This is a genomic window from Actinotalea subterranea (assembly GCF_008364845.1).
Taxonomy (GTDB): Bacteria; Actinomycetota; Actinomycetes; order Actinomycetales; family Cellulomonadaceae; genus Actinotalea; species Actinotalea subterranea.
Map to the genome: position 1 here is coordinate 138,815 of NZ_VTTP01000003.1, position 24,834 is coordinate 163,648.

Sequence of the window (24,834 nt, forward strand, 5' to 3'; positions counted from 1 at the left end):
CGACGCGCCGTCACGCTCCGGCGAGGACCCCCACGCGCACCTCGGGCACGAGCCGCCCGACGAGCTCCGGCGAGAAGACGGCGGCGCCCGGCACCTGCGCGTTGGCGGTCGCCGCGGCTGTCGCGAGGGCCAACGCGTCGGCGAGCCCGTCCCCGCGGTCGAGCGCGACGAGCAGCGCCCCCAGGAACGAGTCGCCACTCCCCACCGGGTAGTCGCCGACGTGCCCGTCGAGCCGCGCGACCAGTCCGACGTCCCCGTCGCTCGCGGCGACCCCCGCGGTGCCGTCGGTCACGACCGCGAGCACACCCGCACGGGCCCGGAGCGACCGGACGAGCTCGCCCAGGGGTGTGTCCACGGGCAGGCCCAGCACCTCCGCCGCCTCGGCGCGGTTGACCTTGACCAGGTCCGGCGGGTCGGTGTCCACGGCGCTCGCGAGCGCGGGGCCGTGGCTGTCGACCGCGACGCGCACCCCGGCGTCGTGCAGCACGCGCACCAGCCGGCTCAGGGTGTCGTCCGGGAGCGACGTCGGCAGGGCGCCGGAGACGAGCCACCAGCCCGGCCGGGCACGCGCGCGGGCCGCGACCCGCGCGAGGAGGCTCTCGAGCTCGTCGGGCTCCACGCGGGTCGCCTGCTCGTACACCTCCGTCAGGTCACCCGTCGAGGCTGCGGACACCGAGACGCACGTGCGCGTCAGGTGCCGCCCGGCGACGGCGTCGACCCGCACACCGTCCTCCTCGGCCGCGCGCCGGACGACGTCGCCCGTCCCGCCGCCGAGCACCGCGACCGCAAGGACGTCGGCCCCCAGCCGTGCGGCCGCCCGTGCGGCGTTGAGGGACTTCCCGCCGGCCACGCGCCGGGTCGCCTCGGGACGCTGGATCCCGTGCAACGACGCGACGCGGTAGGTCACGTCCAGGCTCGGGCTCAGCGCGACCGCGCTGATCACACGACCCCCGCCCGGCGCAGGTCGGCGAGCGTCGCCTGGTGACCCGTGCCACCCGCGCCGAGGGTCGACAGGGAGCCCGCGGCGGCGGCCCACCGCAGGCGGCGGCCCTCGTCGACCACACCGTGCGCGACCGCGGCGAGGTAGCCGGCGTCGAAGCTGTCACCCGCACCCGTCGTGTCCACGACGTCGACCGTGAGGCCCGGTGCGTGCACCACGGGACCGTCGGGCGCGACGGACCAGCCGCCGTCGGCGCCGGCCTTGACGACGACGCGCGGGCCGAGCGCTGCGACGTGGCGCGCGGCCGCCTCGTCGGAGCACCCCGGTGGTGCCCCGAGCGCGGCGGCGATCGCCTGGAGCTCGTTCGTGTTGGGGAGCAGGACGTCCACGTACGGCAGCACCTCGGCGAGCCCGGCCCAGCGTTCGGTCGGGTCCCAGTTGGTGTCGAGGCTCGTCGTGAGCCCCGCGGAGCGCAGCTCGGCGAGGAGCGCGGGGAGCTCCGCCGCGAGGCCGGGCTGGAGGAAGTAGGACGCGACGTGCACGTGCGCCGGCCCGGTGCCCCACACGGCGGCGGCCCGCACGTCGGCGGCGCGCAGCGTCGGGATCGTGCCCGGCACGGTGAGGATCGCGCGGTCGTCGGGCGTCGAGAGGATCACCGAGAACCCTGTGGGCGTGCGCGGGTCGACGGCGACGTCGCCCACCTGGACGCCCGCGTCCACGAGCGCCTCCAGGGTGAACCGGCCGAACGCGTCCTCACCCACGCGAGCGACGAGGGTCGTCGGCACACCCAGCCGCGCCGTGCCGCACGCCGCGATCGACGCGGAGCCGCCGAGCACGAGGTCGCCCGAGTCCGCGAGCTGCTCGGCCTGCCCGAACCGCGGCACGACGTCGCCGCGCAGCACGAGGTCCACATTCGCGTCGCCGAGCACGACGAGCGGACGTGGTCCGCTCGGCCCGGCCGGGGCCTTCGGCCGCCCGGGCGCGGCCGGCCCGTCGTCGGGAACCCTCCCGTCCACGGCGCTCACCCCTTGATCCCGGAGAACGTCATGGTCGCGAGGAACTGCCGCTGCGCGACGAGGAAGAACGCGATGAGCGGGAGCGTCGCGACGACGTTGCCCGCCATGAGCAGCGACCAGTCGGTGCGCCGGGCGCCCTGGAAGTTGGTGATGCCGAGCTGGAGCGTGAACTGCTGTGGGTCGTTGATCGCGATGAGGGGCCACACGAGGTCGTTCCACGAGCCGAGCAGCGTGAAGATCGCGAGCGTCGCGAGCGCGGGGCGGGCGAGCGGCAGGATGATGCGCCAGAACGCCTGGAGGCGCGTGCAGCCGTCGACGATCGCGGCCTCCTCGAGCTCGGGCGGCAGCGACAGGAAGAACTGCCGCATGAGGAAGATGCCGAACGCCGAGGCCAGCCACGGGACCATCGCGGCCGCGAGGGTGTCGATGATGCCGAGCCGCGAGAACAGGATGTACGTCGGCACCATGAGGAGCTGGGTCGGGATCATGATCGTCCCGACGATCATGAAGAAGCCGACGTCACGCCCCTTGAACGTCAGGCGGGCGAAGCCGTAGCCCGCGAGCGAGCACAGGATGAGGTGGGAGACGATCGCGACGGCCGAGACGAGCACCGTGTTGCCCATCCAGCGCAGGATGTCCGACTGCTCGAACAGCTTGGCGTAGCCCTCGAGCGTGACGCTGCTCGGGAAGAAGCGCGGCGGGAAGGTGTTGATGTCCTCCTTCGGCGTCAGCGACGTGAGGAACATCTGGACGAACGGCGTCGCGAAGAGCAGTGCGACGGGTGCGAGCAGCAGGTGCCACCACAGGGACCGCGGGCGCGTGCGGCGCGCGGGCGGTCCGTCGACGACGGGTGCGACGGGGTCGCGCAGGAGCAGGGCCATCAGAACGCACCGACCTTCGTGCGACGGGAGTAGAGGGTCACCGCGATCGTGATGAGCAGCGTCACCGCGAACAGGCCGTAGGCGACCGCCGACGCGTACCCGAGCTCGAGGTCCTTGAAGGCCGCGCTCCACAGGTAGTAGACGATCGTCTCCGTGGCCTTGAGCGGCCCGCCGCGCGTCGTCGTGTACACGAGGTCGAACAGCTGGATCGCGCTGATCGTCTGCCAGATCGCGACGAACACGGTCACGGGTGCGAGCTGCGGGAACGTGACGTGCCAGAACGCCTGCCACCGGTTGGCGCCGTCGATCCGCGCGGCCTCCGTCAGCTCCGCGGGGATGTCCTGGAGCGCCGCCAGGTAGATGACCGTGGTGAACGCCGCCTGCCCCCACAGGGACATGAGCGTGATGACGACCATCGCCTGCGCGGGGTCCTCGAGCCAGCCCTGCTGCGGCAGCCCGACGACGCGAAGCACGTTGTTGACGAGGCCGAACTGCGGGTTGAACAGGTAGGTCGTGAGGATGCCCGTGGCGGCCGCGGATGCGACGAACGGCAGGAAGATCAGCGTCCGGTACACGCCGATGAGGACGATGCGCCGGTTGAGCAGCACGGCGAGGAGCAGGCCGAGCAGCACCGACGCCGGGACGAACAGCGCCGTGTAGACGACCGTGTGCGTCACGGCGGCGTGCAGCTCGGCGTCGCTCACCATCGCCGAGTAGTTCTCCAGACCCACGGGTTCGGCGGTCCCGAAGCCGTTCCAGTCCTGGAGCGAGAGGATGAACGCCCACACCGCGGGGAAGGCGGACAGGCCGAGGACGACGGCTGTCGCGGGGGCGACGAACCCCCACCCGGTGAGGTTCGCCCGGCGGGCACGCGCCCGGGCGGGCCGGCGGGCCGTCCGGCCTGGGTGCGCCTCGACGGGGTCCGCCGTGGCTGTCGCCGCGCTCACTGGTCGGCCAGCTCCGCGGTGGCCTGGGCGGCGGCGGTGTCGAGCGCCTCCTGCGGCTCGCCCTGGCCCTGGAGCACCTGGGAGATCGCCGTCCCGACAGCCTCGGAGACCTTGACGTAGCCCGCGACGGTCGGCCGGGGCTCGGTCGCGTTGACCCCGTTGGCGGCCATCACGTCCAGCCCGGGCATCGCCTCCACCTGCGCGGCGAACTCGGGGGTGTCGATCTCCGCGGCGCGCAGCGGCAGGTTGCCGTACTCCACGTTCCACCGGACGTCCTGCTCGGCGTCGGTCAGCCACCGGATCAGCTCGTACGACCAGTACGCCCGGTTCACGTCCTCGTGGTCGAACAGCACCCACAGGTCCGGCCCGGAGACCGTCGTGTGCACGCCGTCGACGCCCGGGAGCTGGACCACGCCGTAGGACGTCCCGGCGACGCCGAGGTCGTAGAGCGTCCACGGCCCGGAGGTCACCATGCCGATGCGGTCGCTCGCGAAGAGCTGCGTGAACTTGGTGTCCGTCTGGTCGAGGTACACCGACTTGTCCTCGACGGCCATGTCACGCAGGAACGTCAGCGCCTCGACACCCGCCTCGGAGTTGAACGTCGCGGTCGTGCCGTCGTCGGACAGGATCTCGCCGCCGCGCTGCCACAGGTGCGGCCAGAACTGCCACGTGGTCTCCTCGGTGCCCGAGACCGAGTAGGCGTACCCGTAGGTGTTGGTCGAGGGATCGGTCAGCTGCTTCGCAGCCTCCCGGAAGTCCTCCCACGTCCAGTCCTCGGTCGGGTAGTCCACGCCCGCGGCGTCGAAGACCGTCGTGTTGTAGATCAGGGAGAGGTTGTCGACGACCGCGGGGAACCCGATGGTGACGTCGCCCGTGGGCTGCGCCGTCTGGCGGGCCGCACCGGAGAACTCCTCCCAGCCGACCTCGGGGTCCGCGACCTGTTCCGTGAGGTCGAGCGTGCGGCCCGAGTCGGCGAGCTCGCTGGCCCACGACCCGAACGCGTAGGACACGTCCGGGTACGTGCCACCGGCGAACGACGCCGAGAGCTTCTGCAGCAGGTCCTCCGTCGACGGGGCGCCCGACGAGATGTCGATCGTCACGTTGGGGTGCTCGTCCTCGAACTCCTGCGCGAGGCCCTCGAGGATCGTCTGGGCCGCGTCGGCCTGGCCCGTCCACCACGTCAGGGTCACGTCCGCCTCGGTGTCGAGGGTCGTGGCGCCCTGGGGCGACGACGTGCAGGCAGCGAGCGTCGTCGCGGCGGCGAGCAGTGTCAGGGTGCCGAACGCTGCGCGCCGGCGGTGGGGGATCGGCATCGTGGTCCCAGTCTGTCGGAGGGGCGGGGTGGGTGCGGGGCTCGTGCGGGGGATCTGGTGCGGGCGGGTCGGGCGGGTGTACGGGTCAGGCGGCCGGGTGGGCCGCATGGACCGGGCGGGCCGCCCTGGTGGACGGGCTCACAGGACGACGGAGCGCGTCAGGCCCCGCGGGGTGTCGGGCGAGAGCCCACGGGTCTCGGCCAGGCGGACCGCGAGGCGCTGGGCCTGAGCGAGCTGGACCAGCGGGTCGACGTCGAGGTGGAGCACCGTGGCACCGGTGCGCTCGACGTCCGCGACGAGCGCGGCGTCCAGGTCGCCGAAGAGCATCACGAGCGACCGCGGGCCGGCGACGGCGATGGGCCCGTGGCGGTAGTCGAGCGCGGGGTAGGACTCGGACCAGGCCTGCGCGGCCTCGCGCACCTTGAGGGCCGCCTCCTGGGCGAGGCCGTACGTCCAGGACGAGCCGAGGTAGACGAAGTGGTCGAAGTCCGCGACGTCGACGGGAAGGTCCTGGGCGAGGGAGTCGCGGGCCTGGGCGACGAGCCCGGAGAGGTCTGCGCCGAACGCGGCGCGTGCCGCGGCGAGGACCGTCGTCGGGAACCGCGTCTGGACCACCGACTGCTCGTCCGCGTAGTCGAGCACGAGGTTCTCGTCGCAGGCGAGCGTCACGGGTGTGCCGGCGACGGCGACGACCCCGGCGGTCACGACGCCCGCGTCGACCCGGGCCAGCGCGTCGAGGACCTCCGTGGTGGTCCCGGAGCGGCTGATCGCGACCACGCGGTCGTAGGGACGGCCGGGCCGCCACTCGGAGGCGTACGCGGCGTCGGTGTGGCCCAGGCCGGCCGCCTCACGCAGCGCGGCGAGCGACTCGGCGACGAACGCGCTGGTGCCGCAGCCGAGGATGAGCACGCGCTCCCCCGGGCCGCCCAGCAGCGGAGCGACCGAGGGGCCGGACAGAGCACGCGCCCACGTGTCGGGCTGGGAGCTGATCTCGAGGGCCGTGATGCTGGTCACTGAGGATCCTTCGGTCGAGGTGCGGCGACGCGGTTCTCGGCGCCTCCGATGCCTGCCCATACTGCTCATCGACTGCGTGGCCGTCAGCAATACTGACGAAAGTGCGCAGTTTCTCTGAGCACTTGATGCCAACTCGTCGGTCCGCGTCGGCCGTCGCGGCATGCTCTGGGCAACCGGTCGAGGAGGACCCATGACCCCCACCACGCCACCCGAGCCGTCGCCGGACGCGCCCCGCGCCGCCGCGCCCGAGGCGTCCCCCGGCGTCACCCACGCCGCCGCGTCAGCCGCGCCGCTCGACGCGCCCCCGCCGTCGGGCGACGGCCCCGACCTCCGCCTCGCGGACTGGGCGCCCCGGCGCACGCTCACCGTGCCCGTCACGCACGTGCCGCGCGCAGCGGTTCCGGCGGTCGACGCGCACAACCACCTCGGCCGCTGGCTCACCGACGGCGTCTGGTGCGCACCCGACGTCGGCGCGCTGCTCGCGCTCATGGACGACGCGAACGTGACGACGATCGTCAACCTCGACGGCCGCTGGGGTGCCGAGCTCGAGGCCAACCTCGACCGGTACGACAGGGCGCACCCCGACCGGTTCCTCACCTTCTGCCACGTCGACTGGACGCAGCTCGCGCTGCCCGACGGCGAACGGCGCATCCACGCCGACCTGCGCGCGAGCGCCGCACGAGGCGCACGCGGCGTCAAGGTGTGGAAGGACCTCGGTCTCGAGGTGCGCGACGCCTCAGGTGCGCTCGTGCTCCCCGACGACCCGCGCGTGGTCAGCACGATGGCGCTCGCCGGCGAGCTCGGCCTGCCCGTGCTCATCCACGTGGCCGACCCCAAGGCGTTCTTCGCGCCCCTCGACCGGCACAACGAGCGCGTCGACGAGCTCCTCGCCCAGCCGCAGTGGTCGTTCGCCGACGCGCGGACCTACCCGACCTTCGAGCTGCTCATGGACGCCCTCGAGGCGCTCCTGGTGGCGACGCCGGGCACCCGCTACATCGGCGCGCACGTCGGGTGCGTCGCCGAGGACCTCGACCACGTCGAGCACCTGCTGCGCGTCGCCCCGAACCTCGTCGTCGACATCGCGGGCCGCCTCGCGGAGATCGGGCGCCAGCCGCGCCGCTTCCGGCGCCTCGTCCTCGACCACCCGGACCGGGTGCTGTTCGGCACCGACGCCTTCCCGCTCGCACGCGAGGACCTCGAGGTGCACTTCCGGTTCCTCGAGACCGCCGACGAGGCCTTCGACTACGCGCCGGGCGCAGACGTGCCGCCCCAGGGTCGGTGGACCGTCTCGGGCGTCCACCTGCCGGCGGACGTGCTCGCATCCGTCTACCGGGACAACGCGCGGCGGGTGCTCGGGCTCGACGCCTGAGTGGCGCGGGCGCAGAGCCCGGCGCCGTGGCAGAGGCGGCCGTGGGCGCAGAGGCCGACGCGGACCTCCTCCGTGGCGAGGCGGCCGGGCGTCCCCCTGGACGGGACGCCCGGCCACCGGCTCAGAGGCGGGCCGTGACCTGCACGATGCTGCCGGGCGCCGCGTAGGGGACCTCGTTGCCCGCGATCTCGACGCCGTCGACCGTCAGGGTCGCGCGGGCGCCGGGTGCGCCGGAGTTGACCACGCGGATCTCGTACGTCGCGCCGCGCGCGACGCGGGTGACCGAGAACTCGGGCACGTCGGGGCCGATCTGCGGGTCCACGACCAGGCCGTCGTGCCCCGGCCGCACACCGAGCAGGTACTGGCTCACCGCGACGAAGTTCCACGCCGCCGTGCCCGTCAGCCACGAGTTCTTGGCCTCGCCGTGGCGCACCGCCTGCTTGCCGGCGATCATCTGCGCGTACACGTACGGCTCGAGCCGGTGCACGTCGCTGATGTCCTCGCGGTATGCGGGGGTGATGCGGCGGTAGTAGTCGAAGGCACGCTCGCCGCGGCCGAGGATCGTCTCGCCGATGATCACCCACGGGTTGTTGTGGCAGAAGATGCCGCCGTTCTCCTTGTAGCCGGGCGGGTACGTCGACACCTCGCCGAGCTCGATGCGGTACGTCGTGTACGCCGGGTACTGCAGCACCATGCCGTGGTCGGTGGCCAGGAGCTCGCGCACCGAGTCCAGGGCGGCGACGGCGGGGCTGTGCGCCGACTCGGCGCTCGTCGGGTCGGTGCTGTCCACACCGATCCCGGCCATGACCGCGAAGCCCTGCGGCTCGATCCAGATCTTGCCCTCGGGCTCGGCGTCGGTCCCGATCGGCTTGCCGAAGTAGTCGTACGCCCGCAGGAACCAGCGGCCGTCCCACCCGTGGCTGAGCACCGCCGCGCGCATCTGCTCGACCGACTCCCGCGCGTCGGCCGCGACGTCGGGCTTGCCGTAGCGCTCGGCGAGCTCCGCGTACTCGAGGCCGTACTTGACGAACATCGCGGCGATGAAGACCGACTCGGCGACGCCGCCGCCCTTGTTCTCGGTGGTCTGGAAGGACTCGCCCGGCTCGCTGCTGAAGCAGTTGAGGTTCAGGCAGTCGTTCCAGTCGGCGCGCCCGATGAGCGGGAGGCCGTGCGGCCCGACGTGCGTGCGCGTGTACTCGAACGAGCGCGTGAGGTGCTCGAACAGGCTCTGCGCGAGCGACTCGTCGTTGTCGAACGGGACGCTCTCGTCGAGGATCGTGAAGTCGCCTGTCTCCTTGACGTAGGCGGACGCACCGGCGATGAGCCACAGCGGGTCGTCGTTGAAGCCTGAGCCGACCTCGAGGTTCCCGCGCTTCGTCAGCGGCTGGTACTGGTGGTACGCCGAGCCGTCCGGGAACTGCGTCGCGGCGACGTCGAGAAGCCGCTCGCGTGCGCGCTCGGGCACGAGGTGCACGAACCCGAGGAGGTCCTGGCTCGAGTCGCGGAAGCCCATGCCGCGGCCGATGCCGGTCTCGAAGTACGACGCGGACCGCGACATGTTGAACGTGACCATGCACTGGTACTGGTTCCAGATGTTGACCATCCGGTCGAGCTTCTCGTCGGTCGAGCGCACCGAGTAGGTCGAGAGCAGGTCCGTCCAGTACTGCTGGAGCGCGGCGAACGCGGCGTCGGTCTGCTCGGTCGTCGCGAAGCGCTCGAGGAGGGCGTGTGCGCCGGCCTTGTTGACGACCTGGTGGGCGTCGTCGGCCCACTTCTCGTCCTGCGGGTTCTCGAGGTAGCCGAGCACGAACGTGAAGGTCTGCGACTCGCCGGGGGCGAGGGCGACGTCGAGGCTGTGCGAGCCGATCGGGTACCAGCCGCTCGCGACCGAGTTGGCGGAGACGCCGGCGCGGGGCACGTCCGGCTCGCCGAGGCTGTTGTAGAGGCCGACGAACGTCTCGCGGTCCGTGTCGAAGCCCGTCGCGCGGGCGTTGACGGCGTGCACGGCGTAGTGGTTGCGCCGCTCGCGGTACTCGGTCTTGTGGTAGATCGCGCTGCCGTGCGGGCCGTCCTGCTCGACCTCGACCTCGCCGATCGACAGGTTCCGCTGGTAGTTCGTCTGGTCGTCGTGCGCGTTCCAGAGCGCGAACTCGACGAAGCTGAAGAGCGTCAGCTCCACCGGGGCGTCGGACGTGTTGGTGACCGTGACGCGCTGGACCTCGGCGTTCTCGCCCACGGGGACGAAGAAGAGGGTCTCGACGCGCACGCCGCGGCGCTCGCCCGTGATCCGCGTGTAGCCCAGGCCGTGGCGCGCCTCGAAGTGGTCGAGCTCGGCGCGCACGGGCATGGACGACGGCGTCCAGACGTCTCCGTCGTGGTGGACGTAGAGGTAGCGGCCGCCCGCGTCCGTGGGGATGTTGTTGTAGCGGTACCGCGTCAGGCGGCGCATGCGGGCGTCGCGGTAGAACGAGTAGCCGCCGGCCTGGTGCGAGATGAGCGAGAAGAAGTCCTGCGAACCCAGGTAGTTGATCCACGGGTACGGGGTGTTCGGCGTCGTGATGACGTACTCGCGGGTCTCGTCGTCGAAGTGCCCGTAACGCATGGTCCTCGGTGCCTCTCGTCGGGGTTGTGCGGCCGGGGATCAGGTCCGCGGGAGCGCTCCCACGCCAACCGGCGTCGCCATCATAGGGTCGCCCGGCCGTCAAGGGCCAGGGTCCGAAGGTCCCGCGATCACCCGAGAGGCGCGTGCCGACGCGCCGCGCCGCCGTCGACGGACGGAGGTCCTGTTCTGCCCAGCGGGCCGTGGCTAGCCTGCCTCCAAGGGCCACTCCAACGAAGGAGATCCGGAATCATGGACCAGGCAGCAACGCCGAGGATCCGCAACGTGGCCCTGGTGGGCCACAGCGGTGCCGGCAAGACGACGCTCGTCGAAGCGCTCCTCAGCCGAGCCGGGGTCATCCCCCGCGTCGGCCGGGTCGAGGACGGCTCGACCGTGTGCGACACCGAGCCCGAGGAGATCAAGCGCGGGATCTCGCTCTCCCCCACGATCGCCCCGTTCACCTGGAAGGCGTCCGACGGCGAGACGTACAAGGTCAACGTCATCGACACGCCCGGTTACGCCGACTTCGCGGGCGGCGTCGACGCCGCGCTGTCCGTCGCGGACCTCGTGGTCGCCGTCGTGAGCGCCGTGGACGGTGTCGAGGTCGGCACCGAGACCGTGTGGGAGCAGGCCGCCGCCGCGGGCATCCCGCGCATGGTGTTCGTCACCAAGGAGGACAAGCCCCGCGCCGACTTCCACCGCGTCCTGGACCAGCTCCGCGCGACGTTCGGGCCAGGGTTCGTCCCCCTCGAGCTGCCGATCGGCGAAGAGGAGGCCTTCCACGGGGTGGCCGACGTGCTCTCCGACCAGGGCTTCGAGTACGCCGCCGACGGGACCCACCACGCGGGCGCGATGCCCGACGACGTGGCCGAGGAGGAGCGTCGCCTGCACGACGAGGTCGCCGAGGAGATCGTGTCCGGGGACGACGAGCAGCTCGAGCGCTACCTCGGCGGCGAGGTGCCCGGCGCGGCCGACCTCGAGCGTGCCCTCGTCCACGAGGTCCGCGACTGCCAGGAGTTCCCCGTGCTCGTCGGCTCCGCGCTGACGGGCGTCGGCGTCGACCGCCTGGCGGACTACATCTGCGAGCTCGGGCCGTCGCCCGCAGACAGGCCCGCGCGTGTCATCGTCGGCGAGCAGGAACCCGGCGTCGGCGGGTCGGAGATCTCGGTCGCGTCGGACCCCGCCGGGGACACCCTGCTGCACGTGTTCCGCACGGTCGCGGACCCGTTCGTCGGGCAGGTGTCGGTGTTCAAGGTCCTCGCGGGGACGGTCGGCAACGAGGACCACCTGACGAACGCCGCGACGGGCGCGAACGAGCGGCTCCACGGGCTCTTCTTCCTCCGCGGCAAGGAGCACCTGCCGACCGACCGCGTCGTGGCCGGCGACATCGCGGCCGTCGCGAAGCTCACCGCGACGCCCACGGGCTCGACGCTGTCGAAGCGCGGGACGCCAGCGCGCGTCGTCGCACCCCCGGCGCGGCCGACCCCGTACGCGCTCGCCCTCAAGCCGCTGACCCAGGCCGACGACGACAAGCTGTCCTCGGCCCTCCAGCGCCTCGTCGGCGAGGACCCGACGCTGATGATCGACCGCACCGCCCACGCGGGCCAGACCGTGCTCCGCGGCACGGGCGACACGCACCTCGCGGTGGCGCTCGAGCGGCTAGCCCGCAAGTTCGGCGTCAACGTGACGACCGAGCCGGTCCGCATCGCGTACCGCGAGACCATCGCCGGGACCGTCGAGGCCGAGGGCAAGCTCAAGAAGCAGTCGGGCGGGCACGGGCAGTTCGCCGTCGCTCAGCTGCGGGTGAGCCCGACGGCGCGTGGCGAGGGGTCGGTGTTCGTCGACTCGATCGTCGGCGGCTCCATCCCGCGCAACTACATCCCGGCCGTCGAGCGCGGCGTCATGGAGGCGATGGCGGCGGGCGGCGTGCACGGGTTCCCGGTCGTCGACGTGCGCGTCGAGTGCTACGAGGGCAAGTACCACTCGGTCGACTCGTCCGACATGGCGTTCCGGACCGCCGCGTCCCACGGGCTGCGCGAGGCGCTGACGAAGGCGGGCTCCGTGGTGCTCGAGCCCGTGTCGCTCGTGACCGTGACCGTCCCGGCGGCGCTCCAGGGCGACGTGATGGGTGACCTCTCGGCTCGCCGCGGCCGCATCGCGGGGACCGACACGTTGCCCGACGGCCGCCAGCAGATCCAGGCGATGGTGCCGGAGGCCGAGATCGGCCGGTACGTGCTCGACCTGCGCTCGCTCACGGGCGGCCGCGGGACGTTCACGGCGGTCCACGACCACTACGACGTGGTGCCGCCGCACCTGGTGGAGAAGATCTCCGCGGCGAGCTGAGCCCTCCGGTCGGACCCGACCGAGACCTCTCCTGCCCGCGGCCGAGCTGGCCTCTCCGGCACCCCCGCCCCGCCCCGCCCCAGAACTGCCCTGGCCGCCGAGACTGGCTGCCGGCGAGGGCGAGGGCGAGGGCGAGGGCGAGTTAGGGTGACCTTAGGCGCATGCCGATGTCACCTCGCGACGGGACTCCGATGAGCACATCTTCCAGCTCGACCGCTCAGGCGCGCGGGGCGACCTCCCGCCGGAGCGGGGTCGGCACGGGCGGCCCCGCCGTCGCGGGCGCGCCGACGTCGCCGGTGCGGAAGGTGCCGTTGCGGATGGCGGCGCGGCGGCTCACGGTGCTGCGCGTGGTGGACCTGAGCCGGAGCATGCGTCGGGTGGTGCTCGGCGGGCCGGAGCTGGCGGGGTTCGTCTCGGACGGGCCGATCGACCACTTCAAGCTCTTCTTCCCGGACGCGTCCGGCGCGTTGGTCATGCCGCGGCTAGATGAGGAGCGGTGGGTCAACCGCGATGAGCCGGGGCTGCTGTACCGGGACTACACGGTCCGCACCTTCGGGGTGCCGGCGCTGACGCACGACGCAGCGGTCGACGAGCTTGTGGTGGACCTCGCGGTCCACGACCACGGACCGGCCGGCCGGTGGGCAGGTCAGGCCGCGCCCGGGCAGGAGCTGGGGACGCTGGGTCCGCGGAGCACCAAGGCCGCGCCGTTGGACCGTGACTGGTACGTGCTCGCGGGCGACGAGACGGGGCTGCCCGGGGTGCTGAACTGGCTGGACCGGTTGCCTGAGCAGGCTCCGGTCCAGGTGTTCCTCGAGGTCGACGGCCCGGCTGACGAGGTGGAGCTCTCTGCTCGGGCGGCGATGACGGTGACGTGGCTCCACCGCAACGGGGCACCCGCTGGGTCGACGTCGCTGCTCTCGGACGCGGTGGCTGCCGCGGACTTCGGTGCGCGCGCCGCCGGCGAGAGCACGGGCACGGGCACGGGCCTGGGTTGGGTGTGGGCCGCCGCGGAGGCGAGCGCCGTGCGCGCGATCCGCACGCATGTGACCGCGGAACGCGGGCTCGACCGGTCGTCGTTCGCGATGACGGGCTTCTGGCGCCTGGGCGTCGAGAATTTCGACCACCACTCGCCCGAGGCCTGACGCCGATCGCTCGGGAGTCGCGTCGATCGCTCGGGAGCCGCGTCGGCGAGGCCGGCTGCGGCTCGGCAGATGGGCGACTGCAAGGCGCCGACGACACCGGCCGGCGCCCGCTGCGTGCGGGCGCCGGCCGGCTGCTCACGTCGCACCATGACCGGGTCAGCCACCGAACGACCCCCAGGTGGGCGGCCGCCGAGCGAGGCCCCGGGTGGGTGGGTGCCGAGCGAGGCCCCGGATGGGCGGCCGCCGAACGGTCGTGAGGTACTCAGCCGCGACCTAGAGCCGGTCGGGCTCAGCCGCCGAGCGCGGCGTCCGAGGAGAAGACGAGGCCGACGCTGATCGCGCCGCTTGTCAGGGCCGACTTGGTCTGCGGGCCGCCCGCGTCGAGCGAGCTGAAGGAGCCCGCCTCGAAGCCGTAGACGTCCTCGAGCCCGGCCTGGCACTTGGGCCGCTCCGGGCACTCCGGCGGACCGCCGAGGACTGTGCCCTCACCGGAGCACTTCTCGGCGAGCTCGGTCAGGGTGCTGACGCCGTACGTGTCGGCGAACTCCTGGGTGACCGCGAAGGCGTTCTGGTCCTGGGCCTGGGACGGGGCGCCGAAGACGATGCCCACCTGGTCACCGAGCTGCTGGAGGGCACCGACCGTCTCGCCGAGGTCCGAGGACGACACGGCTTCCGCGTCCGCGCCGTTGACCTTGCCGTTGAGGAAGTCGGCCATGGTCGCCGCGTACTCGGGGACGACCTGGACCTCACCCTTCTCGAGCGCGGGCTCGTAGAGCTCGCGGTTGCCGATCTGCTGCACCGTCACGTCGTACCCGACGGCCGTGAGGGCGATCTTGTAGAGCTCGGCGAGGGTCTGGTTCTCGCTGAAGTTGGCCGCCCCGACGGTGAGGGGCCCGCTCTGGGTCGCGGTGATGGTCGCCGTCAGGTCGTTGGCCTCGGCGTACTCCTCGGCGGCGACGACCGGCGTCTTGCGGTCGATGTCGACGGCCTTGTTGAGGTCGATGAGCGCGGCCGTGTCGAGGCTGTCGGAGACCGCGTCGAGCGCCGCGACGAGGTCGGGGTTAGCGGCCTCGGCGTTGATGGCCGGGATCACGTTGTCCGTGTTCTGGAGCAGCTGGTCGTCCTCGAGGACCACGAGCTGGTCGCCTGCGACGGGGACGCAGCCCGCGGCCCCGCCCTCGGTCGAGGTCTCGGGAGCCTCAGCGCCCGAGGAGCCGGCCTCGCCGCAGGCGGTGAGGAAGCCTGTCAGGGCCAGCAGGCCGGCGGCTCCCGCCGCCAGTCGAGCATGTGCGCGCACTGCATCCCGCCTTTCGTGTCCCGGCGCGATCCTGATGACCGGCCGCGTGTCCGGCGGGCGACGTCACCGCCACCCGCTCCGTCGATGCCAACACGCACGGGTGCGCGCCACCATCCCTTTCTCATGCCCGACGGGCGTTCCGTGACCGAATCGTCACCTTCGCCCCGTCGGCACTACTGCATCACGGACCACTGACACGGGCACGCGCAGGCCCGGCGAGCCGATCGGCGCGGCTGCCCCGGGCACCCGGCCCGACGTCACGCGCGTCGGCGGCGCCCGCCACGTCACGGGGGTGTCGACGTACACGCAGGGCGCTCAGTCGACGAGTCCCGGAGCGTGCTCCACGACCCAGTCCGCGTCGCGGAGATACAGGTCGACGTGCCGCAGGAGCTCAGCGTCCCCGTCCGCGCGTGCCCGCGTGAACCGCGCGAGCTCCGTGAGCCGCTCGACGACGGTGCCGAGCAGGTCGGCCGGGCCGATGTCACCGTAGGCGCGGCACAGGAGCTCCAGGCGGCGGCGACGCTCCCGGTCGGGAACGGGTCCGCTGTCGGCTGCGGCCGGGCCCAGGGGGACGAGCCGGTACGCCAGGTACGCGAGGTCCCATGAACGCGGGCCCGGAGCGGCCGTGTCCCAGTCGATCAGGGCGACGAGGCGACGGTCCCGGAAGACCATGTTGTACGGGGCCGCGTCGTTGTGGCACACCACCTCGGCGGGCTCGCGCGGCTCCAGCCGCCACACGGACTCGGCCCTGTCAAACGACACGGACGCGTCGTGCACGCTCCGTAGCAGCGCCACCGACTCGGCCAGCACCTCGTCGCTGAACACCCACGAGGGCATGGGGTACGTCGGGACCTCGCCGGGGACGTACTCCGTGACGTCACGCCCCTGCTCGTCGGTCCCCAGCGGGCGCGGGGTCGTCCGGACGCCCTGCGCGTGCAGGTGTCGCAGCAGGCGCTGGATCGTGGGCGTCCAGGGTCCGGGGGCACGGCGCACGGTCTCGCCTGACCGCACGGCACCGTCCATGCCTCCGCCCGGCAGCCGGGTCTCGTGGTCCTGATCACTCACGGTCCGACGCTAGTGGCCTCAGGTCGACCCGTCCGGAGCGAGCAGCGCCCGTCAGGACTACCCGTCCCTACCCCCGGCGCGCCGGCACCCGTCGCGTCACGCGCGGCCCGCCTGACCACGTCGGGCCCGACGCAGGGGTCGCGGCGTGACGGCCCGCTCACCGGCCGCGAGGAGCAGGTCGGCGAGCAGCGCGAGGAGCGCGACGAGCACACCGCCGGCGAGGATCTGCCCGCCCCCGACGGCCATGCCGAGCCCGAACCCCGCGCTGATGATCTGGCCGAGCCCTCCCCCGTTGACGAACGAGGCGAGCGCCGCCGTGGCGACCACCTGCACCGCCGCGGTGCGGAAGCCCGCGGCCAGGTAGGGCACCGCGAGCGGCAGCTCGACGCGGCGCAGCACCTGGCCCGAGGAGAGACCCATGCCGAGGGCGGCGTCGCGCGCCTCGGGGTCCGCCTGGAGCACCCCGGTGTGGGCGGTGGCGAGGAGCGGCGGCACGGCGAACACCGCGAGCGCGACGATCACGGGTGCGCGCCCGAACCCCAGGAACGTCAGGGGCAGGATGGTGAGCAGCGCGATGACCGGGATTGCGAGCGAGATGTTGGACAGCACGACGACGAGCCCGCCGCCGCGCCGCGCGTGGCCGAGCCACAGCCCCAGGGGCCACGCGACGAGGCACCCGATCGCGACGGCCGCGACCGAGATGACGAGGTGCTCGCCGAGCCGGTCCAGGATGCCGCCGGGGTTGGTCCAGTTGAGCGGGTCGTTGACCCACGCGAACGCCTGCTCGAGCGGGTTCATGCGGCCACCCGCCGCGCGGCCCACGGGGTGAGCAGGCGACCGACGCCGGCGATCGCCAGGTCCAGGACCAGCGCGAGCAGCACGCACAGGACGGTCCCGGTGAGGATCTCCGCCTTGTAGAAGTTGTTGCGGAAGCCCCCGAGGATGAGCTGCCCGAGCCCACCGTGCCCCACCAGCACGCCGACGGTGGTCAGGGCGACGGTCGAGACCGTCGCGAGCCGCAGCCCCGTGAGGATCCCGGGCAGGGCCAGCGGGAGGTCGATGCGCAGCAGGCGGCCGAACCTGCCATAGCCCATGCCCTCAGCGGCGTCCCGCACCTCGGCGGGCACCTGGGTGAGGCCCGCGAGCGTGTTGCGGATGATCAGGAGCAGCGCGTACAGCACGAGACCGAGCACCACGGTGCGTGTCCCCGTCCCCAGGTACGGTGCCACGAACGCGAAGAGAGCGAGCGAGGGCACCGTGTACAGCACACCCGTCACTGCGAGGATCGGCCCTGTGAGGCGCCGGAACCAGTACGCGGCGACCGCCAGCGGGATGGCCACGGCGGCGGCGATCAGCACCGACTGGCCGGTCAGTTCCGCATGCTCGCGCAGCGCGTTCAGCACCGTCCCGGAGTTGTCCCGCAGGTACTGCGCGGAGAACCACGGGTTCCCAGGATCCGCGACGTAGGCCAGAGGCGAGGACATACGTGGACGCTACCCCGGCCCTGCGACAGGGCGACCTTCCCGACGAGCCCGCTGCCCCGCGGACCGGCTCACCCCCGGCCGGGGGCCCGGCGACGGCCTCCACCGGGTCGGCGGCCTCGATCACGCTCGAGCAGATCCGCAAGGACTACGCCGGCGGCACCGTCGCCGTCGAGGACCTGAGCCTGCACGTCCCGGCGGGTGAGCTCGTCGTGCTCATCGGGCCGTCGGGGTGCGGCAAGTCCACTGTCCTGCGGATGATCAACCGGCTCGTGGAGCCGACGTCGGGCCGCATCCTGCTCGACGACGAGGACGTGACGACCGCGGACCCGGTCCAGCTGCGCCGGCGCATGGGCTACGTCATCCAGAACGTCGGCCTGTTCCCGCACCAGACCATCGCCACCAACGTCGGGACGGTCCCCCGGCTGCTCGGGTGGCCGACGGCGCGCATCCGCGAGCGCACCGAGGAGCTCCTCGAGCTCGTGGGCCTCGACCCGGCCCGGTACGGCCCGCGCTACCCCAACGAGCTCTCCGGCGGGCAGCGCCAGCGCGTCGGCGTCGCCCGCGCCCTCGCCGCCGACCCCGTCGTGCTGCTCATGGACGAGCCGTTCTCCGCGGTCGACCCGATCGCCCGGGCGCGGCTCCAGGATGAGTTCCTGCGCCTCCAGGCCGACGTCCGCAAGACGATCGTGCTCGTCACTCACGACCTCGACGAGGCCGTGCGGCTCGGCGACCGCATCGCGATCCTGTCCCAGGGCGGCCGGCTCGAGCAGTACGCGGACCCGCGCACCGTGCTCGGCGAACCCAGCTCGCCGTTCGTGCGCGAGTTCGTCGGCGGGGACCGCGCGATCCGGCGCCTCGTCGTCACCCCGGTGACGAGGGACCTCCTGGCCCCGCTCGCGACGGTCGAGGACGCGGCGGGCCTGCCGACGATCGCCCTGGGCGCGTCGCTGTACGACGCGCTCGCGGTGCTCCTGACGACCAACGCCGACGTCGCACGCGTGACCGACGGCGGCCGGGCCGTCGGCGCGCTGAGCCGCCACCGGCTGCTCAGCATCGACTACCCGGCCGACGTCGTCGACCAGCGCGAGTAGCGACCCGCCCGCGAGCGGCGCTCAGGCGCCCGGCCCGCCCGCGAGCGGAGCTCAGGCGCCCGGCCGCCAGGTCCTCGGGGACGCCGGAGCCTCAGGCGGGCAGCGACGTCGCCCGCTGGTCCGCGCCGTCAGTCGAGCCCGAGCTCGTGCAGCGCCGCCTCGATGCCGCGGTGGAACGTCGGGTAGGCGTAGATCATCGACTCCAGGGTCGCGACGGGCACGCGGGCGTGCACGGCGACGACGAGCGCACCGAGCACCTCGCCACCCATCGGGCCGGCCGACGTCGCACCCACGAGGGTGCCCGTCGCGCCGTCGGCCACGAGCTTGATGAAACCCTCGTTCCCGACCTTCTCGATCCAGCCACGTGACGTGTCGGCGACAGCCACGGTCGCCACCCGCACGTCGTCGTACTGCTCCCGCGCCGCACGCTCCGTGAGCCCGACCGCCCCGATCTCCGGGGCCGTGAACGTCACGCGCGGCAACGCCCGGTACTCGGCCTCCGGTCCCGCCTCGCCCAGGATGTCGCGCACCACGATCGCCGACTGGTACATCGCGACGTGCGTGAACGGCCCCGCGCCCGTGACGTCGCCGACCGCCCAGACCCCGTCGGCGACGCGGCACCGCCCGTCGACCGGCGCGGATCGCCCGCCGGTGTCGACGCCGACGACGTCGAGCCCGACCGCCGCCAGGTCGACGCGCCGGCCCGTGGCCACCAGGAGCCGCTCAGCCTCGACCCGCTCACCCGAGTCGAGCACCACGACGACGCCGCCCGGCGCGCGTCCGGCCGACGACGCGCCGCCACCTGCCCCGTCGTCGGGACCCGGCTGCTCGCCGCCCCCGGCCCGCTCGACCCGCACCGCACGCACCCCGGTCCGCACGTCGACGCCGTCGGCCCGCAGCGCCTGCGCGGCGAGCTCCCCGGACTCGGGCTCCTCGAGCGAGAGCAGGTGTGCCGACGCCTCGAGCACCGTGACCCGCGTGCCGAACCGCGCAAAGACCTGGGCGAGCTCGCACCCCACCGGTCCCCCGCCGAGCACGACCATCGACTCCGGGAGCACCTCGGCCTCGACGGCCTCGTGGTTGGTCCAGTACTCCACGGTGTCGAGCCCCTCGAGCGGCGGGACGAACGCCCGGCTCCCGGTCGCGACGACGACGCCCCGGCGTGCCCGGAAGCGCTCGCTACCGACCTCGACCACGTCGTGCTCCACGAGCCGGCCGTGGCCCCGCACGAGTGTCCCGCCCTTGCCCGTGAAGCGCTCGGCCGCGACCGTGTCGTCCCAGGTGTCGGTGGCCTCCTCGCGGATGCGGCGCGCGACGACGGACCAGTCGGGCCGGACCTCGCCCACCGTCCCCGCGAGCTCGGCGACGCGCCGGGCCTCCGCGAGCGCACCGGCCGCGCGCACCATCATCTTCGTGGGGACGCAGGCCCAGTACGGGCACTCCCCGCCGACGAGGTCCGCCTCGACCGCCAGGACGTCCAGGCCGCTCTGCGCGAGCCGCCCCGCGACGTCCTCGCCCCCAGGCCCCATCCCGATCACGATCACGTCGTGCTCCTGCATCACCGCTCCCGTCTGCCGTCGCGTGCAGCACGCCCGGGCGCGGCGCCGTCGGGCGCCACGCGGTCGGGCCTCGGGGCCAGTCCTACCCTGTCGCACCCGCACCTGGCGAGGCCGGTCCACCATCGCGCCCCGCACGACGACGAGCCCCGCGCACGACGACCAACCGGCACCCGCCTGCCCCTCGGCACGACGACCGACCCGCACCCAGCGACTCCCGCGGACGCAGAAGCACGCGCACCCCGCACGACCCCGGCCTACGACGGCCGACCCGGTCGACCGCAGTGCTGACCCGAGGCAGTGCCGAGCCGAAGCGGTGCCGAGCCGGACACGGAGGTTCGCACGCGCCGTCGGGCCCGCGTAGCGTCGGGGCATGCGCCGACAGACCCGCTGGGAGGCCAAGGCCGCGTCCGACCCGAACCACTCGCACTGGTACGTGGAGCGGTTTCGCCGGATGCGCGCCGAGGGCGCCGACCTGGCGGGCGAGGCGCGGCTCGTCGACGCGATGGTCCCGCGGGCCGCACGCGTGCTCGACGCCGGCTGCGGCCCGGGCCGCGTGGGCGGTGAGCTCGCGCGCCTGGGCCACACGGTCGTGGGCGTCGACGTGGACCCTGTGCTCGTCGACGCAGCCCGCGCGGACCACCCGGGCGGCCGATGGCTCGTGGGGGACCTCGCCGAGCTCGACCTCCCGGCGCAGGGGATCGCCGAGCCGTTCGACGTCGCCGTGTGCGCCGGCAACGTGCTGACGTTCGTCGCGCCCGGCACGGAGGTCGAGGTGCTCCGCCGGCTGGCGGGCCACCTCGCGCCGACGGGGCGCGTCGTCGTCGGCTTCGGGGCGGGGCGCGGCTACGCGTTCGACGCCTTCTTCGCCGACGCCGAGGCGGCGGGCCTGCGCCGGGACGCGGCGTTCGCGACGTGGGACCTGCGCCCCTTCGAGGCGACCTCCGACTTCCTCGTCGCGGTGCTGAGCCGCACAGCCTGACCGACGGGCTCGCGTCGCCCCGCCCGGCGTGACGGGCTCGCGTCGCCCCACCGGCCGGCACCGTCGGCCCAGGCAGCCGCGAGCCCCGCCGCCCGGCACCGTCAGCCAGGCAGCCGTGGGCCGCGCCGCCGGTGACGGCGCGGCCCGCACCGGGTCTCAGGCCGCGTCGCCCGCAAGGGTGCGCAGCGCGTCCGCGAGGGGTGTCGTCGGGCGCCCCAGGAGCGTCGACAGGTCGTGCGACCCACCGGCGAGCAGGCCGTCGCGGATGTTGCCGTCGAGCGCGACGACGAAGCCCGCCGTGCCCTCGTCGAGACCGGCAGCCAGCAGGGCCGCGAGGTGCTCCTCGGGCGTGACCTCGCGGTACACCACGGGTGCACCGATGACGTCGCCGATGGTCGCCGCGAGCTCCGCGTGGTCCCAGGGCTCGTCGCCGCCGAGCTCGTAGGCCACGCCGTCGTGCCCCGGCGTGCGGGCGACGACGGCCGCCGCCTCGGCGTAGTCGGCGCGCGGCGCGCTGGCGACCCGGCCGGCCCCGGTGCTCGAGACGACCTCGCCTGTCGCACGCGCCTGCTCGAGCGTCGCGGCGTAGTTCTCCGTGTACCAGTTGTTGCGCAGGATGGTGAAGGCGAGACCCGACGCCCGGATGAGCTCCTCGGTGGCCTTGTGCTCGGGTGCGAGCACGAGCGCGGACGTGTCGGCGTGCGAGGCGCTCGTGTAGACGACACGGCGCACTCCCGCGGCGACGGCCGCGTCGATCGCGTCGCCGTGCTGCTCGACGCGCCGGCCCACCTCGCTGCCCGAGACGAGGACGAGCGTGTCCGCCCCCGCGAACGCCGCGGTCATGCCTGCGACGTCGGCGTAGTCGATCGCGGCGGTCCGGACCCCGCGCTCGGCGAGGTCCGCGAGGCGTTCGACGCGGCGGCCGGCGGCGACGACGTCGGCCGCCGGTGTCCCGGACGCGAGCAGGTGCTCGACGACGTGGCGGCCGAACGGTCCGGTGGCTCCGGTGACGACGACGGGCATGGGTTCCTCCTGGGGCGAGCGGCGCCCGGACGGACCTGGGCGGCGCGACGTCGGCCGCGCACCCGGCACAACCGACCCCGCGCGCACAGCCTTCCCGCCGGGAGGTACCCACTTTCACGTAAGGTACGTACATGCCGGTAAGCCAGCAGGTCACGAGCGTGCGCCCCGTCCAAGGAGGGGCAAGCTCCCCCGGCGTCGCCGTCCCGACGGCGCTTCAAGCGCTCGCTCCGGCCGGTGTCCTGCCCGCCGCCTGCCCCAGCCGCGTCGTGCTCGACCACGTGACGAGCAAGTGGGGTGTCCTCGTGCTCGTCGCACTGTCCGACGGGAGCCTGCGCTGGGGCGAGCTGCGCCGCGTCGTCGAGGGCATCAGCGAGAAGATGCTCGCCCAGACCCTGCGGACCCTCGAGCGGGACGGCATCGTGGACCGCGCCGCCGCACCGACGATCCCGCCGCGCGTCGACTACTCGCTGAGCGAGCGGGGACGGGAGCTCGTGGCCCACCTGCTGCCGCTCGTCGGGTGGGTCGCGGCCCACGCCGAGGAGATCGTGGCGCCGACAGCCCCCGCGGACGCGGACGTCCCGGCCTAGGCTCGGCTCATGGCCCGGTACTTCGACGTCCACCCGCACGACCCGCAGCCGCGTGCCATCGCCCAGGTGACAGCGATGCTCCGCGACGACGACGCCCTCATCGCGTACCCCACGGACTCCTGCTACGCGTTCGGCGCGCGCATGGACAGCCACACGGGCGCCGACCGGATCCGGCGCATCCGGCACCTCGGGGACCGGCACCACTTCACGCTCGTGTGCGCGGACTTCGCGCAGCTCGGGCAGTTCGTGCACCTCGACAACTCGGCGTTCCGGGCCATCAAGGCGGCCACGCCGGGCCCGTACACGTTCATCCTGCCCGCGACCAAGGAGGTGCCCCGTCGCCTGGCGCACCCCAAGAAGAAGACCGTCGGCGTGCGCATCCCCGATCACCCTGTCGCGATGGCGCTGGTCCGCGAGCTGGGTGAGCCGCTCCTGACGAGCACCCTTCTGCTGCCCGACGCCGACGAGCCGCTCACCGAGGGCTGGGCCGTCAAGGAGGAGCTCGACCACGTCATCGACGCCGTGGTCGACGCCGGCGACTGCGGTACGGAGCCGACGACCGTCGTGGACTGGTCGGAGGGCTACCCGGAGGTCGTCCGCGTGGGCGCGGGCGACCCCAGCCGCTTCGAGTAGAGGACTACGCGCTCTCGCGCGCGAGCGCCGCGGCGTCGGCCTGACGCTTGCCGAGCAGGCTGTGCCGGTAGGAGTAGCCGAAGTAGATCACGACGCCCACGAGCAGCCAGACGCCGAACCGCACCCACGTGAGCGTGGTCAGGTTGAGCATGAGCCACAGGCACGCCACGCCCGCGATGATCGGCACGACGGGGTTGCCGGGCACCCGGAACCCGCGCGTCAGGTCGGGGCGGATGCGTCGCAGCACGGGGATGCCGAAGCTGACCAGCACGAACGCGGAGAGCGTCCCGATGTTGATCATCTCCTCGAGCAGCTCGACCTTCGAGAGCCCCGCGATGAGCGCCACGACGACGCCCGTGGCGACCTGGAGCCGGACGGGCGTGTGGAAGCGCGGAGAGGTGCGCGAGACGCCGCGCGGCAGGAGGCCGTCGCGGCTCATCGCGAACACGACGCGCGTGAGGCCCAGGAGCAGCACCATGAGCACGGACGTGAGGCCCAGGAGGATGCCGAGCGAGATGATGCGGCCGGCCCAGTCGGCGCCGACGAGCACGAACGCGGTGGTCAGCGACGGGCTGTCGGAGGCCGCGAGGTCCTGGTAGGACACCATGCCGGTGACCACGATCGTCACGAGGATGTAGAGCACCGTGACGAGCGCGAGCCCGCCGAGGATCCCGCGGGGGACGGTGCGCTGCGGGTCCTTGGTCTCCTCCGCCGTCGTCGCGACCACGTCGAACCCGATGAACGCGAAGAACACGAGCGCGGCACCGGACAGGACGCCGACGACGCCGTACGTCGTCGGCTCCATGCCCGTGAGGAACGCGAAGAGCGGCTGCTCGAGGCCCGTCTTGCCCGGCGCGGCCTCGGCCGGCGGGATGAACGGCGTGAAGTTCTCCGCCTTGACGTAGAAGAAGCCCGCGACGATCACGAAGAGCGTGATGCCGACCTTGATGATCGTGAACACGCTGTTCACGCGCGAGCTGAGCTTGGTGCCGATCGCCAGGAGCGTCGTGAACACGGCCGTGATGACGACCGGTCCCCACTCGACCGCGACGCCGCCGACGTGGATCGTCGTCGGGATGTCCACGCCGAACAGCCCGAAGGCGTCCGAGAGGTAGACGCCCCAGAACTTCGCGATCACCGCGGAGGCCAGGAGCATCTCGAGGATGAGGTCCCAGCCGATGATCCACGCGACGAACTCGCCCATCGTCGCGTAGGAGAACGTGAAGGCCGAGCCGGCGACCGGCAGCGTCGAGGCGAACTCGGCGTAGCACATGATCGCGAGCGCGCACACGACGGACGCGATGACGAAGGACAGGATGACGCCCGGCCCCGCGTAGTTCGCGGCAGCGGTCGCGCCCACCGAGAAGATGCCCGCCCCGACGGCGACGGCGACGCCCATGACGGCGAGGTCCCACGCCGTCAGGTCGCGCTTGAGCGACCGGTCCGGGTCGTGGGACGCCTCGAGCGAGTCCTCGACCGGCTTGCGCCGGAAGATCCCCTGCATGGCCATGATGTCCCCTCGCTGTGCTGCACCGGCGGTGGTGCGACGTCG

The 24,834-nt window shown here is 73.2% G+C and carries 21 protein-coding genes; 7 read left to right on the forward strand and 14 right to left on the reverse strand.

Annotation, left to right across the window (positions count from 1 at the left end):
* Positions 1-10: 10 nt before the first annotated feature.
* From FZ988_RS06520 to FZ988_RS06545, 6 genes are all read right to left on the reverse strand, one after another.
* On the reverse strand, positions 11-943 hold the full coding sequence (locus FZ988_RS06520; protein WP_188079004.1) for a 1-phosphofructokinase family hexose kinase: 933 nt from the start codon (positions 941-943) through the stop codon (positions 11-13).
* Positions 940-1,965 carry a carbohydrate kinase family protein gene (locus tag FZ988_RS06525; protein ID WP_246169277.1) on the reverse strand — a complete coding sequence of 342 codons (1,026 nt, stop codon included), beginning with the start codon at positions 1,963-1,965 and terminating at the stop codon, positions 940-942. Before FZ988_RS06525 ends, FZ988_RS06520 begins: the two co-directional genes overlap by 4 nt.
* Positions 1,962-2,837: a carbohydrate ABC transporter permease gene (locus FZ988_RS06530; protein ID WP_149203218.1), complete on the reverse strand. Its 876-nt coding sequence runs from the start codon at positions 2,835-2,837 to the stop codon at positions 1,962-1,964. Before FZ988_RS06530 ends, FZ988_RS06525 begins: the two co-directional genes overlap by 4 nt.
* Complete coding sequence (locus FZ988_RS06535) at positions 2,837-3,784, reverse strand: carbohydrate ABC transporter permease (RefSeq protein ID WP_149203219.1); 948 nt, start codon at positions 3,782-3,784, stop codon at positions 2,837-2,839. Before FZ988_RS06535 ends, FZ988_RS06530 begins: the two co-directional genes overlap by 1 nt.
* Positions 3,781-5,097 carry an ABC transporter substrate-binding protein gene (locus FZ988_RS06540; RefSeq protein WP_149203220.1) on the reverse strand — a complete coding sequence of 439 codons (1,317 nt, stop codon included), beginning with the start codon at positions 5,095-5,097 and terminating at the stop codon, positions 3,781-3,783. Before FZ988_RS06540 ends, FZ988_RS06535 begins: the two co-directional genes overlap by 4 nt.
* Positions 5,098-5,235: 138 nt before the next feature.
* Positions 5,236-6,111 (reverse strand): SIS domain-containing protein, encoded by an 876-nt coding sequence (locus FZ988_RS06545; RefSeq protein ID WP_149203221.1) that lies wholly within the window; start codon positions 6,109-6,111, stop codon positions 5,236-5,238.
* 190 nt (positions 6,112-6,301) lie between these two features.
* Between FZ988_RS06545 and FZ988_RS06550 the strand changes: the two genes are divergently transcribed.
* Entirely contained in the window at positions 6,302-7,480 is a 1,179-nt protein-coding gene (locus tag FZ988_RS06550; RefSeq protein WP_149203222.1) for an amidohydrolase family protein, read from the forward strand.
* Positions 7,481-7,601: 121 nt separating this feature from the next.
* Here the strand turns inward: FZ988_RS06550 and FZ988_RS06555 are convergent, their stop codons facing one another.
* Positions 7,602-10,082 carry a glycoside hydrolase family 94 protein gene (locus FZ988_RS06555; protein ID WP_149203223.1) on the reverse strand — a complete coding sequence of 827 codons (2,481 nt, stop codon included), beginning with the start codon at positions 10,080-10,082 and terminating at the stop codon, positions 7,602-7,604.
* A 249-nt stretch (positions 10,083-10,331) separates the two neighbouring features.
* Here FZ988_RS06555 and FZ988_RS06560 point away from each other — a divergent pair, with 249 nt between their 5' ends.
* A complete protein-coding gene (locus FZ988_RS06560) occupies positions 10,332-12,422 on the forward strand; it encodes an elongation factor G (RefSeq protein ID WP_149203224.1) in 2,091 nt (696 codons plus the stop codon).
* Between the two features lie 191 nt (positions 12,423-12,613).
* Positions 12,614-13,564, forward strand: coding sequence for a siderophore-interacting protein (locus FZ988_RS06565; RefSeq protein WP_188079006.1), 951 nt, complete (start codon positions 12,614-12,616; stop codon positions 13,562-13,564).
* Positions 13,565-13,853: 289 nt separating this feature from the next.
* Here the strand turns inward: FZ988_RS06565 and FZ988_RS06570 are convergent, their stop codons facing one another.
* From FZ988_RS06570 to FZ988_RS06585, 4 genes are all read right to left on the reverse strand, one after another.
* Positions 13,854-14,861, reverse strand: a complete 1,008-nt coding sequence (locus tag FZ988_RS06570) for a glycine betaine ABC transporter substrate-binding protein (RefSeq protein ID WP_149203226.1) — start codon at positions 14,859-14,861, stop codon at positions 13,854-13,856.
* A gap of 315 nt (positions 14,862-15,176) precedes the next feature.
* Complete coding sequence (locus FZ988_RS06575; RefSeq protein ID WP_149203227.1) at positions 15,177-15,926, reverse strand: phosphotransferase; 750 nt, start codon at positions 15,924-15,926, stop codon at positions 15,177-15,179.
* A gap of 96 nt (positions 15,927-16,022) precedes the next feature.
* A complete protein-coding gene (locus tag FZ988_RS06580) occupies positions 16,023-16,724 on the reverse strand; it encodes an ABC transporter permease (RefSeq protein ID WP_149203228.1) in 702 nt (233 codons plus the stop codon).
* On the reverse strand, positions 16,721-17,410 hold the full coding sequence (locus FZ988_RS06585; protein ID WP_149203229.1) for an ABC transporter permease: 690 nt from the start codon (positions 17,408-17,410) through the stop codon (positions 16,721-16,723). The genes FZ988_RS06580 and FZ988_RS06585 overlap by 4 nt, the downstream gene beginning before the upstream one ends.
* Before the next feature lie 2 nt (positions 17,411-17,412).
* Between FZ988_RS06585 and FZ988_RS06590 the strand changes: the two genes are divergently transcribed.
* On the forward strand, positions 17,413-18,501 hold the full coding sequence (locus FZ988_RS06590; protein ID WP_342781157.1) for an ABC transporter ATP-binding protein: 1,089 nt from the start codon (positions 17,413-17,415) through the stop codon (positions 18,499-18,501).
* 128 nt (positions 18,502-18,629) lie between these two features.
* Here FZ988_RS06590 and FZ988_RS06595 read toward each other — a convergent pair whose 3' ends face one another.
* Positions 18,630-20,060 carry a dihydrolipoyl dehydrogenase family protein gene (locus FZ988_RS06595; protein WP_149203230.1) on the reverse strand — a complete coding sequence of 477 codons (1,431 nt, stop codon included), beginning with the start codon at positions 20,058-20,060 and terminating at the stop codon, positions 18,630-18,632.
* A gap of 370 nt (positions 20,061-20,430) precedes the next feature.
* Here FZ988_RS06595 and FZ988_RS06600 point away from each other — a divergent pair, with 370 nt between their 5' ends.
* Entirely contained in the window at positions 20,431-21,039 is a 609-nt protein-coding gene (locus FZ988_RS06600) for a class I SAM-dependent methyltransferase (protein WP_149203231.1), read from the forward strand.
* Positions 21,040-21,195: 156 nt separating this feature from the next.
* Here the strand turns inward: FZ988_RS06600 and FZ988_RS06605 are convergent, their stop codons facing one another.
* Entirely contained in the window at positions 21,196-22,062 is an 867-nt protein-coding gene (locus FZ988_RS06605) for an SDR family oxidoreductase (protein WP_149203232.1), read from the reverse strand.
* Between the two features lie 131 nt (positions 22,063-22,193).
* On the opposite strand from FZ988_RS06605, the gene FZ988_RS06610 reads away from it, so the two are divergent.
* Positions 22,194-22,649: a winged helix-turn-helix transcriptional regulator gene (locus tag FZ988_RS06610; protein WP_149203233.1), complete on the forward strand. Its 456-nt coding sequence runs from the start codon at positions 22,194-22,196 to the stop codon at positions 22,647-22,649.
* 9 nt (positions 22,650-22,658) lie between these two features.
* The gene (locus tag FZ988_RS06615; RefSeq protein ID WP_149203234.1) at positions 22,659-23,282 is read left to right on the forward strand and encodes an L-threonylcarbamoyladenylate synthase; all 624 of its coding nucleotides are present in this window, start codon (positions 22,659-22,661) and stop codon (positions 23,280-23,282) included.
* A 4-nt stretch (positions 23,283-23,286) separates the two neighbouring features.
* On the opposite strand, the gene FZ988_RS06620 is transcribed toward FZ988_RS06615, so the two are convergent.
* Positions 23,287-24,786, reverse strand: coding sequence for an amino acid permease (locus tag FZ988_RS06620; protein ID WP_149203603.1), 1,500 nt, complete (start codon positions 24,784-24,786; stop codon positions 23,287-23,289).
* Positions 24,787-24,834: the final 48 nt, after the last annotated feature.

Excerpts from the sequence above, each read along its gene's own strand:
- FZ988_RS06605 (WP_149203232.1), bottom strand. The coding sequence starts at position 22,062 with ATGCCCGTCGTCGTCACCGGAGCCACCGGACCGTTCGGCCGCCACGTC.
- FZ988_RS06530 (WP_149203218.1), bottom strand. The coding sequence starts at position 2,837 with ATGGCCCTGCTCCTGCGCGACCCCGTCGCACCCGTCGTCGACGGACCG.
- FZ988_RS06600 (WP_149203231.1), top strand. The coding sequence starts at position 20,431 with ATGCGCCGACAGACCCGCTGGGAGGCCAAGGCCGCGTCCGACCCGAAC.
- FZ988_RS06595 (WP_149203230.1), bottom strand. The coding sequence starts at position 20,060 with ATGCAGGAGCACGACGTGATCGTGATCGGGATGGGGCCTGGGGGCGAG.
- FZ988_RS06620 (WP_149203603.1), bottom strand. The coding sequence starts at position 24,786 with ATGCAGGGGATCTTCCGGCGCAAGCCGGTCGAGGACTCGCTCGAGGCG.
- FZ988_RS06580 (WP_149203228.1), bottom strand. The coding sequence starts at position 16,724 with ATGAACCCGCTCGAGCAGGCGTTCGCGTGGGTCAACGACCCGCTCAAC.
- FZ988_RS06560 (WP_149203224.1), top strand. The coding sequence starts at position 10,332 with ATGGACCAGGCAGCAACGCCGAGGATCCGCAACGTGGCCCTGGTGGGC.
- FZ988_RS06555 (WP_149203223.1), bottom strand. The coding sequence starts at position 10,082 with ATGCGTTACGGGCACTTCGACGACGAGACCCGCGAGTACGTCATCACG.
- FZ988_RS06550 (WP_149203222.1), top strand. The coding sequence starts at position 6,302 with ATGACCCCCACCACGCCACCCGAGCCGTCGCCGGACGCGCCCCGCGCC.
- FZ988_RS06565 (WP_188079006.1), top strand. The coding sequence starts at position 12,614 with ATGAGCACATCTTCCAGCTCGACCGCTCAGGCGCGCGGGGCGACCTCC.
- FZ988_RS06585 (WP_149203229.1), bottom strand. The coding sequence starts at position 17,410 with ATGTCCTCGCCTCTGGCCTACGTCGCGGATCCTGGGAACCCGTGGTTC.
- FZ988_RS06615 (WP_149203234.1), top strand. The coding sequence starts at position 22,659 with ATGGCCCGGTACTTCGACGTCCACCCGCACGACCCGCAGCCGCGTGCC.
- FZ988_RS06540 (WP_149203220.1), bottom strand. The coding sequence starts at position 5,097 with ATGCCGATCCCCCACCGCCGGCGCGCAGCGTTCGGCACCCTGACACTG.
- FZ988_RS06610 (WP_149203233.1), top strand. The coding sequence starts at position 22,194 with ATGCCGGTAAGCCAGCAGGTCACGAGCGTGCGCCCCGTCCAAGGAGGG.